At 69.9% G+C, this 14,490-nt stretch carries 12 protein-coding genes and 3 tRNA genes; 8 read left to right on the forward strand and 7 right to left on the reverse strand.

Going from position 1 to position 14,490, the window contains the following annotated elements; genetic code table 11:
* Positions 1–83 precede the first annotated feature (83 nt).
* The 6 genes from O5O46_RS31515 to O5O46_RS31540 form a co-directional block, all read right to left on the reverse strand.
* A tRNA-Glu gene (locus O5O46_RS31515) sits at positions 84–156 on the reverse strand.
* A gap of 22 nt (positions 157–178) precedes the next feature.
* Positions 179–251, reverse strand: a tRNA-Glu gene (locus O5O46_RS31520).
* Between the two features lie 22 nt (positions 252–273).
* Positions 274–345 (reverse strand) — tRNA-Gln (locus tag O5O46_RS31525).
* Positions 346–614: 269 nt separating this feature from the next.
* Positions 615–2,093: a glutamate--tRNA ligase gene (gene gltX, locus O5O46_RS31530; RefSeq protein WP_269859053.1), complete on the reverse strand. Its 1,479-nt coding sequence runs from the start codon at positions 2,091–2,093 to the stop codon at positions 615–617.
* On the reverse strand, positions 2,086–2,877 hold the full coding sequence (locus O5O46_RS31535) for a fumarylacetoacetate hydrolase family protein (protein WP_269859054.1): 792 nt from the start codon (positions 2,875–2,877) through the stop codon (positions 2,086–2,088). The genes gltX and O5O46_RS31535 overlap by 8 nt, the downstream gene beginning before the upstream one ends.
* A 100-nt stretch (positions 2,878–2,977) precedes the next feature.
* Positions 2,978–3,163 carry a hypothetical protein gene (locus O5O46_RS31540; protein ID WP_269859055.1) on the reverse strand — a complete coding sequence of 62 codons (186 nt, stop codon included), beginning with the start codon at positions 3,161–3,163 and terminating at the stop codon, positions 2,978–2,980.
* 561 nt (positions 3,164–3,724) lie between these two features.
* Between O5O46_RS31540 and O5O46_RS31545 the strand changes: the two genes are divergently transcribed.
* The 8 genes from O5O46_RS31545 (at position 3,725) to O5O46_RS31580 (ending at position 14,072) form a co-directional block, all read left to right on the forward strand.
* Positions 3,725–7,357, forward strand: a complete 3,633-nt coding sequence (locus O5O46_RS31545) for a sensor histidine kinase (protein ID WP_269859056.1) — start codon at positions 3,725–3,727, stop codon at positions 7,355–7,357.
* A 9-nt stretch (positions 7,358–7,366) separates the two neighbouring features.
* Positions 7,367–7,780, forward strand: a complete 414-nt coding sequence (locus O5O46_RS31550; RefSeq protein ID WP_255930345.1) for a roadblock/LC7 domain-containing protein — start codon at positions 7,367–7,369, stop codon at positions 7,778–7,780.
* A gap of 75 nt (positions 7,781–7,855) precedes the next feature.
* Positions 7,856–8,266 carry a DUF742 domain-containing protein gene (locus O5O46_RS31555; RefSeq protein ID WP_269859057.1) on the forward strand — a complete coding sequence of 137 codons (411 nt, stop codon included), beginning with the start codon at positions 7,856–7,858 and terminating at the stop codon, positions 8,264–8,266.
* Positions 8,247–8,894, forward strand: coding sequence for a GTP-binding protein (locus tag O5O46_RS31560; RefSeq protein WP_443072673.1), 648 nt, complete (start codon positions 8,247–8,249; stop codon positions 8,892–8,894). The genes O5O46_RS31555 and O5O46_RS31560 overlap by 20 nt, the downstream gene beginning before the upstream one ends.
* A gap of 405 nt (positions 8,895–9,299) precedes the next feature.
* Positions 9,300–12,386 (forward strand): sensor histidine kinase, encoded by a 3,087-nt coding sequence (locus tag O5O46_RS31565; protein WP_269859058.1) that lies wholly within the window; start codon positions 9,300–9,302, stop codon positions 12,384–12,386.
* Between the two features lie 9 nt (positions 12,387–12,395).
* Positions 12,396–12,809 (forward strand): roadblock/LC7 domain-containing protein, encoded by a 414-nt coding sequence (locus O5O46_RS31570; RefSeq protein ID WP_303654100.1) that lies wholly within the window; start codon positions 12,396–12,398, stop codon positions 12,807–12,809.
* A gap of 143 nt (positions 12,810–12,952) precedes the next feature.
* Positions 12,953–13,513: a DUF742 domain-containing protein gene (locus O5O46_RS31575; RefSeq protein WP_269859059.1), complete on the forward strand. Its 561-nt coding sequence runs from the start codon at positions 12,953–12,955 to the stop codon at positions 13,511–13,513.
* Positions 13,494–14,072, forward strand: coding sequence for a GTP-binding protein (locus O5O46_RS31580; protein ID WP_269859060.1), 579 nt, complete (start codon positions 13,494–13,496; stop codon positions 14,070–14,072). The genes O5O46_RS31575 and O5O46_RS31580 overlap by 20 nt, the downstream gene beginning before the upstream one ends.
* Before the next feature lie 71 nt (positions 14,073–14,143).
* Here O5O46_RS31580 and O5O46_RS31585 read toward each other — a convergent pair whose 3' ends face one another.
* Positions 14,144–14,380, reverse strand: a complete 237-nt coding sequence (locus tag O5O46_RS31585) for an acyl-CoA carboxylase epsilon subunit (RefSeq protein WP_269859061.1) — start codon at positions 14,378–14,380, stop codon at positions 14,144–14,146.
* Between the last annotated feature and the right edge of the window lie 110 nt (positions 14,381–14,490).

Consider the following 14,490-nt stretch of genomic DNA (forward strand, 5'->3'; position numbering starts at 1 on the left):
ACGGAGGAAGTTGTGCACATCCCCGTGCGCGGCGCGTGCCGCCAAAAGCAAAAGGCCTCCTGCGTGAGCAGGAGGCCTTACCGTACCCCCGACCGGATTCGAACCGGCGCTACCGCCTTGAGAGGGCGGCGTGCTAGGCCGCTACACAACGGGGGCCCTAGCGATCCTTCAGGATCCGTACCCCCGACCGGATTCGAACCGGCGCTACTGCCTTGAGAGGGCAGCGTGCTAGGCCGCTACACAACGGGGGCTTGATCGAATTTCATCGATCAGCTGGGGTACCAGGACTCGAACCTAGACTAACTGAACCAGAATCAGTCGTGCTGCCAATTACACCATACCCCACCGAACTCAACCCCCCGGGGAGGCCTTGTTTGGCGCTTGCGCTTCCCGGTCCGGCCTTTTTTCGGCCCGCCCGGGCGGCGCAGAAAGAACATTACCGGATGCCTGCCCCAGCACCAAAATCGAATACCCCGACCTGCGGCCCGACACGCTGCGTGACCGTCCCCGTACTTTCGGACGCGGCCGGTGGAAGGCCCCCGGGATGCCCGTGGACAGCCGAAAGGGGGCGGCGGCCACCATGGGCCGCCGCCCCCTTCACGGGCGTACGGGTGTCAGCCGCCGAGCTTGGCCAGCGCGGCGTCGACACGGGCCAACGTCCGCTCCCGGCCCAGCACTTCGAGCGACTCGAAGAGCGGCAGCCCGACCGTGCGGCCGGTGATCGCGACCCGGACCGGTGCCTGCGCCTTGCCCAGCTTGAGGCCGTGCTCCTCACCGGCCGCCAGGACGGCCGACTTGAGCTCCTCGGCGTTCCAGTCGGCCAGCTCCGCCAGCTTGGCGCGGACGGTGCGCAGCAGCGCGTCCGAACCCTCCTTCATCGCCTTGTTCCAGGACGCCTCGTCCTCGACCGGCTCGTCGAGGAAGAGGAAGTCCACGTTGGCGGTGATGTCGGACAGCACCGTGAGGCGGGTCTGCGCGTGCGGCGCGATCGCCTCGAAGGCCGCCTGGTCGAACGCCTCCGGGCGCCAGGGCGCGTGCGGGGCCTTCAGCCACGGGCCGCACGCCTCGATGAACGCCTTCGGGTCCAGTCGGCGCAGGTGCTCCGCGTTGATGTGCTCGCACTTCTTCAGGTCGAACCGCGCCGGGTTGGCGTTGACGTCCTTGATGTCGAAGGCGGCGACCATCTCGTCCATGGTGAAGATGTCGCGGTCCTCGGCGAGCGACCAGCCCAGCAGGGACAGGTAGTTGAGCAGTCCCTCGGGGAGGAAGCCTCGCTCCCGGTAGAGGTTGAGCGAGGACTGCGGGTCCCGCTTGGACAGCTTCTTGTTGCCCTCGCCCATGACGTACGGCAGGTGCCCGAACTGCGGGGTGGTGCCGTTGCCCACGCCGATCTCGGCGAGCGCCGCGTACAGCGCGATCTGCCGCGGGGTGGAGGACAGCAGGTCCTCGCCGCGCAGCACGTGCGTGATCTCCATCAGCGCGTCGTCCACCGGGTTGACCAGGGTGTACAGCGGAGCGCCGTTGGCCCGCAGGATGCCGTAGTCCGACACGTTCTCCGGGGTGAAGGTCAGCTCGCCACGCACCAGGTCGGTGAAGGTGATCGGCCGGTCGGGCATCCGGAACCGCACGATCGGGGTGCGGCCCTCGGCCTCGTACGCCGCGATCTGCTCCGCGGACAGCTCCCGGCACTTGCCGTCGTAGCCGGACGGCTTGCCCGCGGCGCGGGCCGCCTCGCGGCGGGCGTCCAGTTCCTCGGTGGTGCAGTAGCAGCGGTAGGCGTGCCCGGCCTCCTGGAGCCGGCGCGCCACGTCCGCGTAGATGTCCATCCGCTGGGACTGCCGGTACGGCACGTGCGGGCCGCCGACTTCGGGGCCCTCGTCCCAGTCGAATCCGAGCCAGCGCATCGCGTCGAGCAGCTGGTTGTACGACTCCTCGGAGTCGCGGGCCGCGTCGGTGTCCTCGATGCGGAATACCAGGGTGCCCTTGTGGTGCCGGGCGAAGGCCCAGTTGAACAGGGCGGTGCGGACCAGGCCCACATGGGGGTTGCCGGTCGGCGAGGGACAGAACCGTACGCGTACTGGTGCGCTAACCACGCTTGATCACCTTGTTGGTGAGAGTGCCGATGCCTTCGATGGAGACGGCGACCTCGTCGCCGATGTTGAGCGGGCCGACCCCCGCCGGTGTGCCGGTGAGGATGACGTCACCGGGGAGCAGGGTCATCGCCTCGCTGATGTTGACGATGAGGTCGGCGATCGGGTGCGTCATCTGGCTGGTGCGGCCCGCTTGCCGCAGTTCGCCGTTGACCGTGCAGGTGATCGCCAGATCGGCCGCGGTCTCCAGATCAATGCCGGTCTCCACCCACGGCCCGAGCGGGCAGGAGGCGTCGAACCCCTTGGCGCGGGCCCACTGGTTCTCGGCGCGCTGTACGTCGCGCGCGGTGAGGTCGTTGGCGCAGGTGTAGCCCAGGATGACGTCGGCCACCCGGTCCCGCGGCACCTCCCGGCACATCCGGCCGATGACCACGGCGAGTTCCGCCTCGTGGTGCAGTTCGGAGGAGAACGGGGGGTAGGGGACCGGGTCGCCGGTGCCGATGACCGAGGTCGACGGCTTGAAGAAGGCGAACGGCGCGGTCGGCACCTCGTTGCCCAGTTCCGCGGCGTGCTCGGCGTAGTTGCGCCCGAACGCGACGACCTTGCTGGGCAGTACCGGGGGTAGCAGCCGGACCTTGCTGAGCGGGACCTTGGTGCCGCTCAACTCGAACTCGGCGAACGGGATGCCCTTGATGATGTCGATGGCGAGGGTGTCCGGCTGGGCCGGGTCCCCTTCCACCGCGCCGAAGGCGACATTGCCGTCGATGGAGAATCTGGCGATGCGCACGGATGCCGCGCCCTTCACAGGTTGGAGACTGACGCTCCAGGCTATCGCGGGGTGGCGACGCGCCCCCGGCTCATTTCCGGCACCGGGCCGGGCGGCAGGGTCAGGCGCTGGGCAGCGTGTCCAGAACCGTGCGGCGCGGGTTCGCGGTCTGCTGCGGGAGGTCGCGGGCCTCCACGGCGGTCTCCTCGGCGGCCGGGGCCGGGACCAGTTCGTCGGCGTCCTTCAGATGGGCGAGCGTGGTGCGACGCGGGTTGGCTATCGGACGCATCAGCATCGTCGTCTTCACGTTTCGGTCCAGACCTTTTGCAGTTGGGGCGCCGACGGCGCCGTTTGTCGAAGTAACACCTTGTGTAAAGGCTCAGGCTATGTCCGCGCATTCCGGTGACTCCGTGACCCAGGCAACGATCATCGTGTGATTTTGCTCACTAACACCAGGGCAATTCGCCGCAAATCGACTCGCCAATTCGATACGGGGAAACCGGCATTGAGGACTGATCGCCTCTTATCTCCGCCGATGGGCGTTAGCGGGTCAGCACGGCCACGTACCGGGCTCGCGGGTAAAAGTCCGTTATCGCCGACATGGTCCTAGACCCGCGGTGATCTATTGCCTGCGGTGCGTAACCATCGTCACAGCTCGGGCACGCACCTTGTTGGACCTCCCCGCCTGTGCTGGAATTCCACGGACCGCCGCGACCAGTCGACGAGCACGCAGGGGGCGCGCAGCAGCGTCGAGCGGCGGTGCAACGGGCACTCGCCGGTCAACCGTTCCCCAGGAGGGCCGCGGGCCCCAAGAACCGACACCGTCCCCCGCGCGCGGGGGACGCCTGGTCCAGAGGTTGCGACGCTAGTGCAGGGACGTTTCAAGAGGGATGGCGGCGCCGCGGGAGACCCGGAGGCGCGCGACGGAGCCGGCCGCGGCCCGGAGCCGCGGATGGCTCCTTCCGCACCGCCAACCGATCCGGTCACCCCGGCCACCGGGCAACCAGGCCCCAAGGGCGGCGCATCCGCGAAGGGCGCGGCCCCCAAGGGCCCATCCGCCAACGGCGCGCCGGCCCCTGACGCCGGCCCCCGCGCCATGAGCGCCCCGGCCACGCCGGGCGGCGATGTGGAGCCCCCCGCCACCTCGGGCAGCCAGGGCAAACACGCCTCGCGCATGTCCATGCGCAACTGGAGCATCCGGACCCGTCTGGTCTCCCTGCTCGCGCTGCCGGTGGTCGCCGCCACCACGCTGGGCGTGCTGCGCATCCAGGACCAGCTGAAGAACGTGGACCAGCTGGACCACATGAAGCTGCTGACCGAGATGACCGGTCACGCCACCAAGCTCGCCGACGCCCTGCAGAACGAGCGCGACGCCTCGGCCGGTCCGATCACCAGCAAGCACCCCAACGACGACACCGTCGTCGCCGCCCAGCAGGCCACCAACCAGCAGATCCAGGGCTTCCAGGACGCCACCGCGGGCATCAACACCAACGACAGCTCGCTGGTCGGCGTCCGCAGCACCATCATCGACATCACCCGGCAGCTGCAGAGCCTCAAGCAGATCCGCGGTGACGCGTACAACAACCCGCAGTACATCTCGCAAACGGTCAGCGGCTACGACCAGTTGATCAACTCGCTGCTGTCGCTCTCCCAGGACATGGCGCAGGCGACCAGCAACTCCGACATGATCAAGAGCACTCGTGCGCTCGCCGCGTTCACCGCGGCCAAGGAGTACGAGTCGATCCAGCGAGCGGTCATCAGTGCCGCGCTCGCCAACCCGTCCGGCCCTTCGCTGTCCAACAGTGACCGGCTGTACGCGCAGACCGCCTCGGACAGTGAGAACTCGGAGATCAAACGGTTCTCCGAGATCTACGGCCCCGGTTCGGCCGAGCTGATGAAGGCGCTGGACGGCGGCAACGTCGTGATCACCCAGGCCGACCAATACCGCGACCGGGTGCTGCAGACCCAGAACGGCATCGCCCAGGAGTCCAAGTCGTACCTGGACTGGTACGACCAGGCCGACACCAAGATGCAGGAGATGTCCCGCATCGAGGCCGAGCTCCTCGACCAGATGTCGCAGAAGGCGCTGGAGCTGCGCTCCGCGGCCCAGCAGGACGCGCTGATCAACGGTGCGCTGATCCTGCTGGTCCTCGGTGTCTCGCTGGTCGGCGCGTTCGTGGTGGCCCGCTCCATGATCCGCTCGCTGCGGCGGCTCCAGGACGCGGCGCAGGACGCCGCCCAGCGGCGACTGCCCGAGCTGGTCAAGCAGTTGTCCGAGTCCGACCCGCAGGACGTGGACACCTCCGTCCAGGAAATCGGCATCAACACCCGCGACGAGATCGGCCGGGTGGCCCGCGCGTTCGACGACGTCCACCGCGAGGCGGTCCGTCTCGCCGCCGAGCAGGCGCTGCTTCGGGGCAACGTCAACGCGATGTTCACCAACCTCTCGCGGCGCAGCCAGGGCCTGATCCAGCGCCAGCTGTCGCTCATCTCCGAGCTGGAGAGCCGCGAGGCGGACCCGGACCAGCTGTCCAACCTCTTCAAGCTGGACCACCTCGCGACCCGTATGCGCCGCAACGGTGAGAACCTGCTGGTTCTCGCGGGTGAGGAGCCGGGCCGCCGGTGGACCCGCCCGGTGCCGCTGGTGGACGTGCTGCGTGCCGCGGCGTCCGAGGTGGAGCAGTACGAGCGCATCGAGCTGACCGCGGTCCCGCCCACCGAGGTCGCCGGCCGGGTCGTCAACGACCTCGTCCACCTGCTCGCCGAGCTGCTGGAGAACGCCACCTCGTTCTCCTCCCCGCAGACCAAGGTCCGGGTCACCGGCCACGCGCTGCCCGACGGCCGGGTGCTGGTGGAGATCCACGACACCGGCATCGGCCTGTCGCCCGAGGACCTGTCGGACATCAACGAGCGGCTGGCCAACCCGCCGACGGTGGACGTGTCCGTCTCCCGCCGCATGGGCCTGTTCGTGGTCGGTCGCCTCTCGCTGCGGCACGGCATCCGGATCCAGCTGCGGCCGTCGGACTCCGGCGGTACGACCGCGCTGGTCATGCTGCCGGTGGACCTCACGCAGGGCGGCGCCAAGCCCGCCCCCGGCACGGCCCAGGGCAAGCGCGGCGGCGTCATACCGCCCGTGCCGGGCGGCAAGAGCGCTGCCGGGGACATCGCGGCGGCGCGCGGCGCGTCCGCCGAAGGCGGGGTGCGCCGGGCCGGCCAGGTCGGCCGCGGTGCCCAGCCGGGGCAGCAGCCCAAGGGCCAGGTGCCTCCGGTCGGCCCGCGTCCCGCGCTCACCGGCAACCAGGACTCCGGGCAGGACCGCCCGCAGCAGCGCACCCCCTCGGGCCTGCCGACCCGGTCGGGGCCGAGCGCCCCGCAGCGGCCCGCGGCGCCCACCCCGGCGGCGTCCGGCGAGCGGCCCACACCGAGCTGGGCCGCCCAGCAGGGCCGGGACGGCGCGGACGTGCCGCGCGGCCACGACGACGTGGAGTCCACCGCCCAGTTCGAGCGCCCGGCGTTCCCGGACGCCGCTTCGGCCGCCAACCCCGTTGCCCGGCAGCCCGGTTACGGCGACGCCGCCACCGGCGAGTTCCCGGTGGCGCAGCCGCCCGGGTACCCCGACAACGCCACCACGGGCGAGTTCCGGCAGCCCCAGGCGCCTGGCTACGCGGACAACTCCGGCACCGGAGAGTTCCGTCAGCCGGGATACGGCAACTCCAGCACCGGAGAGTTCCGTCAGCCGGGTTACGACAACTCCAGCACCGGTGAGTTCCGGCAGCCCCAGCAGCAGCCGGCCACCGACTTCTTCGGCGGTCAGCCGGCCGGTTCCGGCTCGGACGTGTTCGGCCCGCGCGGCCGTCAGGCGCCGCAGCCGCAGCAGCGTCCGGCCGCCGAGCCCCCCGCGTATGAGGCGACCGGCGAGTTCCCGGCGGTGACCGACGCTCCGCGCGGGCCGCGGCAGCGGCGTACGGAGGCCCAACTGCCGCCCGCCGCCGAGCCGATGGCGCTGCCGCCCGCCGACTCCCCCGGCGACGGCCGCTCGCCGATCTTCGAGTCGCTGGAGTCGGACTGGTTCCGGCAGCAGGACGAGCACGACGTCCCGGCCGCGGGCGGCACCGCCGCGCCCCAGCGTCGGCAGCAGCCCCCGCTGACCGGCGGCCCGCAGCCGTCCCGGGTGCAGGGCGCGCCGTCCGCCGAGACGACCCAGGAGTGGCAGCCGTCGCCCAACGACGAGCGGTGGCGCCGCGCCGAGCAGGTACGGGAGCCCGCCGCCGGCGGGATCACCTCATCCGGCCTGCCGCGCCGGGTGCCGCGGGCGAACCTCGTCCCGGGCACCGCGGAGCAGACCCAGCACACCGGTCCGCAGGTCTCGCGGGCACCCGACGACGTACGCGGGCGGCTCACCAACCTGCGCCGCGGCATCCAGCAGGGCCGCAGCGCCGGGTCCGGCCAGACGGACGGGCGCGGCTTCGGTACCGGCACTTCTCACCAGCAGGAGCGTTAGTTGAGTCCGATGAGCCAGGCGGCACAGAATCTGAACTGGTTGATCACCAACTTCGTGGACAGCACGCCCGGTGTGTCCCATACGGTGGTGGTCTCCGCCGATGGTCTGCTGCTCGCGATGTCCGAGGGCTTCCCGCGCGACCGGGCCGACCAACTCGCCGCGGTGGCCTCCGGGTTGACCTCGCTGACCGCGGGCGCCTCGCGCATCTTCGAGGGCGGCAGCGTCAACCAGACGGTGGTGGAGATGGAGCGCGGCTTCATGTTCATCATGTCCATCTCCGACGGCTCCTCCCTCGCCGTGCTTGCGCACCCGGAGTGCGACATCGGCCTGGTGGGCTACGAGATGGCCCTGCTCGTGGACCGGGCGGGGACCGTGCTCACCCCCGATCTACGCGCCGAGCTGCAAGGCACCCTGCTCGGCTGATCCTCGCTCTTTGCAGTACCTCCCCCGCAATGACCCGGACCAGCTTGCTTCTGCTTCGCTCGGAGGACGACGTACATGACCCCGCCACCCGCCTCACCCGACCCGTACGGCGCTGCCCACCACCTGCCGTACGACGCCGAGGAGGGCGAACAACCGCTGGTCCGGCCTTATGCCATGACCGGTGGTCGTACCAGACCCAGATACCAGTTGGCGATCGAGGCGCTGGTGAGTACCTCGGCGGACCCTTCGCTGTACCAGGGTCTGCTTCCTGAGCACCAGCGCATCTGCCATCTGTGCCGTGAGATCAAGTCGGTGGCGGAGATCTCCGCGCTGCTGGCGATCCCGCTCGGTGTGGCGCGGATCCTGGTGGCGGACCTCGCCGAGGCGGGCATGGTGGCGATCCACCAGCCGAGCACCGGTGAGGCCGGCGGACAGCCCGATGTCACTTTGCTGGAGAGGGTGCTCAGTGGACTTCGCAAGCTCTAGACCGCAGGGCGCCGACTCGTACGCACAGGGTGCGGGCGGTCTGTCCCAGCACGGCGCGGCCTACGGGCAGCAGACGGCGCGGTCCACCACCTCCGCCAAGATCGTGGTGGCGGGTGGCTTCGGCGTCGGCAAGACCACCTTCGTCGGTGCCGTGTCGGAGATCAACCCGCTGCGTACCGAAGCGGTGATGACCGCGGCCTCGGCCGGGATCGACGATCTCAGCCAGGTCAGCGGCAAGACCACCACGACCGTGGCGATGGACTTCGGCCGCATCACGCTCGATGACGACCTGATCCTCTACCTGTTCGGCACCCCAGGACAAGACCGTTTCTGGTTTATGTGGGATGACCTGGTGCGCGGTGCGATCGGTGCGGTTGTCCTGGTCGACACCCGTCGGCTGGCCGACTGCTTTCCCGCGGTGGACTACTTCGAGAACTCCGGTCTGCCGTTCGTCATCGCGCTCAACGGCTTCGAAGGCCAGCAGCCGTACGCCCCGGACGAGGTCCGCGAGGCGCTGCAGATCGGTCCCGAGGCGCCGATCGTGACCACCGACGCCCGTCAGCGGGCGGACGCCAAGGGCACGTTGATCACGCTGGTGGAGCACGCGCTGCTGGCCAGACTCAAGTAGCCGTTGGATCTTGCCAGTTGTGATCGGCAAGGAGCGGGCCGGCTGTGTCTTATGACACGACCGGCCCGCTCCTTCATAACGTTTCGACAGAGAATCGCCGGGGGGCGGACACCCCCCGCATACGATCCGTTCCACAGCGCTCACTTAACGCTCGTCATTTGCCGCCGAATAGCGCTTATGCCCGTTTTATCAGTGCTGTCTTGGCGGTTGGCGAACTCTGTCCAGACGTTTGGAAAGGACCGCCGTGACGTGCTGGAATTCGTTGAACCAGCGAGTAGACACGGCACGTCGGTGTGTCGGCGCCGAGAGGTTGTTGGTCGAGTGAGGAATACGACGCGGACACGGCCTGACCCCGTGCAACCGGCCCGAGGCAATTTCACGCCGCCGGGCCGCGACACCGGGGCGATGGCCGACGAAGCTATTCCGGCCCCACCCGCGGGCAGTCGCCTCTCGCCCGGCAACTGGCGGGTGCGGACCCGGCTGAACGCGATCCTGCTCATCCCCGTGCTGGTCGCGCTGGTGGTCGGCGGGTTCAACGTCAAGGACTCGGTCGACCGCTACCAGCAGGCCGACGCCGCGGTACGCACCGCCAAGCTGGTCCGAGCCGCCAGCGCCTATAGCCACGCATTGATTGACGAGCGGGACCGCTCGGTGGTTCCACTCCTCAAAGGTGACACAAAGAATTCCGACGTGGTCGCCGCCCGGGCCACCACCGACGCCGCCGCCAACGCCTTCAACGCCGCCGTCGCGCAGATGCCCGACGCCCCGGACCTGAAGCGCCGGTTGGCCTCCTTCCGCCAGGTCGAGCCCAAGCTCGCGGCGCTGCGCCAGGCTGCGTACACCAGCAAGCTGCCGGGTGTGCAGACCGAGGAGGGCTACGTCCAGGTCCAGCACCCGCTGATGGAGTTCGCCAACGACCTGGGCTTCGGCACCAACAACATGACGAGCTACGGCCGCACGCTGTACGCGATCTCGCTCGCCAAGGCCGCCGAGTCGCTGACCCGTTCGATCGGCATGCACGTCATGTCCGAGGGCCCGGTCCCGGAGTCCGAGCGCAGGCTCCAGCTGACCGCGCTGTCCTCCTACGCGTACCTGGAGAACATCGCCCTCCAGGAGTACGAGGGCGGCGGCACCCCGACGGACATGCAGCGGCTGCAGGACGCCAACGACTCCGCGCAGCAGCAGGGCAGGCAGCAGATCGCCGACGCCAAGTCCAAGGCGCAGGCCGCCGGCCAGCCGTTCGTCGCCCCGCCGGACCGCACCACCATGGTCAAGGCGATCTCCTCCGGCGAGTCGGCGACCGCGCTGCGCGCCCAGGGCATCACCCCGCAGAGCTGGTGGGCCTCCTCCACGCTGGCCTTCAACGCCTACCGCACGGTCGAGTCGACGCTGGCCAACCAGGCCGAGAACGACGCCGCGGCGGTGGCCTCCGACGCCAAGAACAACGCCATCATCAACTCCGCGGCGGTACTCGCCGGTGTGCTGCTGGCCTTCGTGGTCGCCGCGCTGATGGCCCGCTCCATGAGCCGCAGCATGCGCAAGCTGCGCACCTCCGCCTTCGAGGTGGCCGAGCAGCGCCTCCCGGCCCTGGTCGACCAGCTCTCCCGCACCGATCCCGGCCGGGTGGACACCCGTGTGGCACCGATCCCGATCAACACCCGGGACGAGATCGGCGAGGTCGCCAGGGCGTTCGACCAGGTGCACCGGGAAGCGGTACGACTCGCCGCCGAGCAGGCGCTGCTGCGCGGCAACGTCAACGCGATCTTCACCAACCTGTCGGTGCGCAACCAGGACCTCATCCAGCGCCAGCTGTCGCTCATCACCGAGCTGGAGAACAACGAGGCCGACCCGGACCAGCTGGAGAACCTGTTCCACCTGGACCACCTGGCCACCCGTATGCGCCGCAACGGCGAGAACCTGCTGGTCCTCGCCGGCGAGGAGCCCGGCCGCAGCTGGAACCAGCCGGTACCGCTGGTGGACGTGCTGCGCGCCGCCTCCGCCGAGGTGGAGGACTACGAGCGCATCGAGCTGGCCTCCATACCCGAGGTGGAGATCCACGGCGCGGCCGTCACCGACCTCGTCCACCTGCTCGCCGAGCTGCTGGAGAACGCCACCACGTTCTCCTCGCCGCAGACCAGGGTGAAGGTGACCGCCACCCGGCTGCCGGACGGCCGGGTCATGGTGGAGATCCACGACAAGGGCATCGGCCTGACCGCCGAGGACTTCGCGGACATCAACCACAAGCTGGCCGACCCGCCGACGGTCGACGCCTCGGTCTCCCAGCGCATGGGCCTGTTCGTGGTGGGCCGCCTGGCCGACCGGCACAACATCCGGGTCCAGCTGCGTCCTTCGGGCGAGCAGGCGGGCACCACCTCGCTGGTGATGCTGCCGGAGCCGATCACCCACGGCGGTGGCGGCGAGGAGCCGACGCCGGACGACTTCACCGTCTCCCGGATCGTCCCCGAGCACCAGGTCGACGACTTCCACGCCGGCCAGTTCACCGCCGCGGAGCTGGGCTTCGACGACCGGGCCTTCGAGGTCCCGGACGACGCCCGGGCGTTGGACCCGATCAGCCGCCAGCTGCGGCGCGAGGAGCGCCGGGCGGCCCTGGAGGCCGCCGCGGGCGAGCGCCAGGACACCGAGCGGCGACCGCTGTTCCGCGACGAGGTGGCTCCCGCCGCCCAGCGCGAGCAGCAGCCGTACCAGCCTGAGCCGTCGTACCCGCGTCCGGAGCCGTCGTACGACCCCGAGTCGTCGTACCAGCCCGAGTCGGCGTACCGGCCGGAGGCGTCCTACGACCCGGAGCGGTCGTACCCCGGGTTCGAGCAGCCGGTGCCACCGGTACCGAACCAGTACACCGGCGAGTTCGCCGTACCGCAGCAGCCGTCGCACGGGACCGACGGCCGACCCGCGCACGGCTACCAGCCGGAGGGTGAGTTCACCTCCGCGCAGTGGCAGCCGGAGTATCCGCAGGATGGCTGGTCGGCACCGGGTTCGGAATCGCACTCCTCCCTTGGAGCCGCGGAGCGCGTAGGCTACGACGCACCGGAAGCCGAGCCGACGAGCACTCCTTCGCTGACCGACGCGGGGCTGCCACGTCGCAACCGGCAGTGGCAGCAGCCAGAACCGGCCGCGCCGCAGCGGCAGGAGAACACGCTCGCGGACGGCCCCGTGCGGGAGCAGGGAGGCGATGGCAACGCCGACGACTGGCGTTCCGCGAACGACGAGCACTGGCAGCGGGCCGAGCAGGTCCGTGAGCCCAAGGCCGGCGGAGTGACCAGCTCCGGCCTGCCGCGGCGAGTGCCGAAGGCGAACCTCGTCGCTGGCACCGCACACCAGACCCCGCAGGGCGGCCCACAGGTCTCCCGCGCCCCCGAGGACGTACGCGGCAGGTTGAGCAACCTGCGCCGCGGCGTCCAGCAGGGACGCAACGCTGGAACTGATTCCCCAACTGACAGCCAGGGCCTCGGCCCCAACCACCAGGAGCGTTAGTTGAGTCCGATGAGCCAGGCGGCACAGAACCTGAACTGGTTGATCACCAACTTCGTGGAAAACACCCCGGGTGTCTCCCATACGGTGGTGGTCTCCGCCGATGGTCTGCTGCTCGCGATGTCCGAGGGCTTCCCCCGGGACCGGGCCGACCAACTCGCCGCCGTAGCTTCCGGGTTGACCTCGCTGACGGCGGGCGCGTCGCGTATCTTCGAGGGCGGCAGCGTCAACCAGACGGTCGTCGAGATGGAACGCGGCTTCATGTTCATCATGTCCGTTTCCGACGGTTCCTCGCTGGCCGTCCTGGCCCACCCGGAGTGCGACATCGGCCTGGTGGGGTACGAGATGGCGCTGCTCGTGGATCGCGCGGGCAACGTTCTGACCCCTGATCTGCGAGCCGAGCTGCAGGGCAGCCTGCTGGGCTAGCCTGTCGGGCTCTGCGGCCTTCTGGCCCCCAACTACCGGACAGGCGTGCGCCGATGCGTCACCGGACCGTAAGGTGCGTTAACGCATCGGCAACCCTGCGGCGGAGACGGTGAACGGCACCCCGCCCAGCTGGAGGAGGAACCGTGGCAACGCCCCCAGGCGGATATGGCGATCCGCAACAGCAGCAGCTGAAGCGATTCAACTTCCCCTCGGCGCCCAGCCCGCAGCTGCAGCCGTCGCAGGAGCAGGAACGGCACGATCCGCAGCCGCCCGGGCCGCGGATCCAGCCGCACATGCCCCCGCAGGGGCCGCCGCCGCGTTCGCGCGGCGGCGTACGGGGCCGTACGCCGCTCGGCTCCGACCAGCAGCCGCTGGTGCGGCCGTACGCCATGACGGGTGGGCGGACCCGGCCGCGCTACCAACTGGCGATCGAGGCGCTGGTCTCCACGACCGCCGATCCGGAGCGGTTGCGCGGTCAACTCCCGGAACACCAGCGGATCTGCCACCTGTGCCGCGAGATCAAGTCGGTGGCAGAGGTCTCGGCACTTCTCTCCATCCCCCTCGGCGTCGCCCGAATCCTCGTCGCCGACCTGGCGGAGGCCGGACTCGTCGCCATCCACCAGCCCGGTGGCGACGAAGCCGCCGGTGGCCAGCCAGATGTGACACTGCTCGAAAGGGTGCTCAGTGGACTTCGCAAGCTCTAGCGGTGCAGCCCGCTCCACCACCTCCGCGAAGATCGTGGTGGCGGGCGGCTTCGGCGTGGGCAAGACCACGTTCGTCGGTGCCGTATCGGAGATCAACCCGCTGCGCACCGAAGCCGTGATGACCTCCGCCTCCGCGGGGATCGACGATCTGACCCACGCCCCGGACAAGACCACCACGACCGTGGCGATGGACTTCGGCCGCATCACGCTGGACGAGGACCTGATCCTCTACCTGTTCGGCACCCCGGGCCAGGACCGCTTCTGGTTCATGTGGGACGACCTGGTGCGCGGCGCGATCGGCGCGGTGGTGCTGGTCGACACCCGCCGGCTGGCGGACTGCTTCCCGGCGGTCGACTACTTCGAGAACTCGGGCCTGCCGTTCGTCATCGCGCTGAATGGTTTCGACGGCCACCAGCCGTACGGCCCCGAAGAGGTCCGCGAGGCGCTGCAGATCGGGCCCGAGACGCCCATCATGACCACCGACGCGCGGATGCGCGGCGAGGCCAAGAGCACGCTGATCACGCTGGTCGAGCACGCCCTGATGGCGCGGCTGCGATAGCGGGTCACGAAGCAGGCCCCCGCACCTTCGGGTGCGGGGGCCTGCTTCGTCTGCGTCGGCGCGTTCGCGGCCTAGGCGACCGCCTGCCAGCTGTGCGGTGCGTAGAAGCCCTGGGCTCGCTCAAGGCGGCGCCAGTGGGCCATGGTTCGTACGTTGTTGTCGGTGGCTGCCGGACGGGCGTTGGCGGCGGCGCGGGCCAGGAGGACGGCGGTGATGGCCGCGAGTTCCTCGGGCTCGGCGTGCCCGCGCCGCACGGTCACTACGGTCTCGGCAGCGGCGTCTGCGGGAGTGCTCACAGGGTTCTCCATAACTGCAGGATTACTGCGGTGGGTTGCCGTGCTTGCGGGACGGGAGGTCGGCGTGCTTGGTGCGCAGCATCGCCAGGGAGCGGATGAGCACCTCGCGGGTCTCGGCCGGA

The organism is Streptomyces sp. RPT161 (assembly GCF_027533845.1).
Classification (GTDB): domain Bacteria; phylum Actinomycetota; class Actinomycetes; order Streptomycetales; family Streptomycetaceae; genus Streptantibioticus_A; species Streptantibioticus_A silvisoli_A.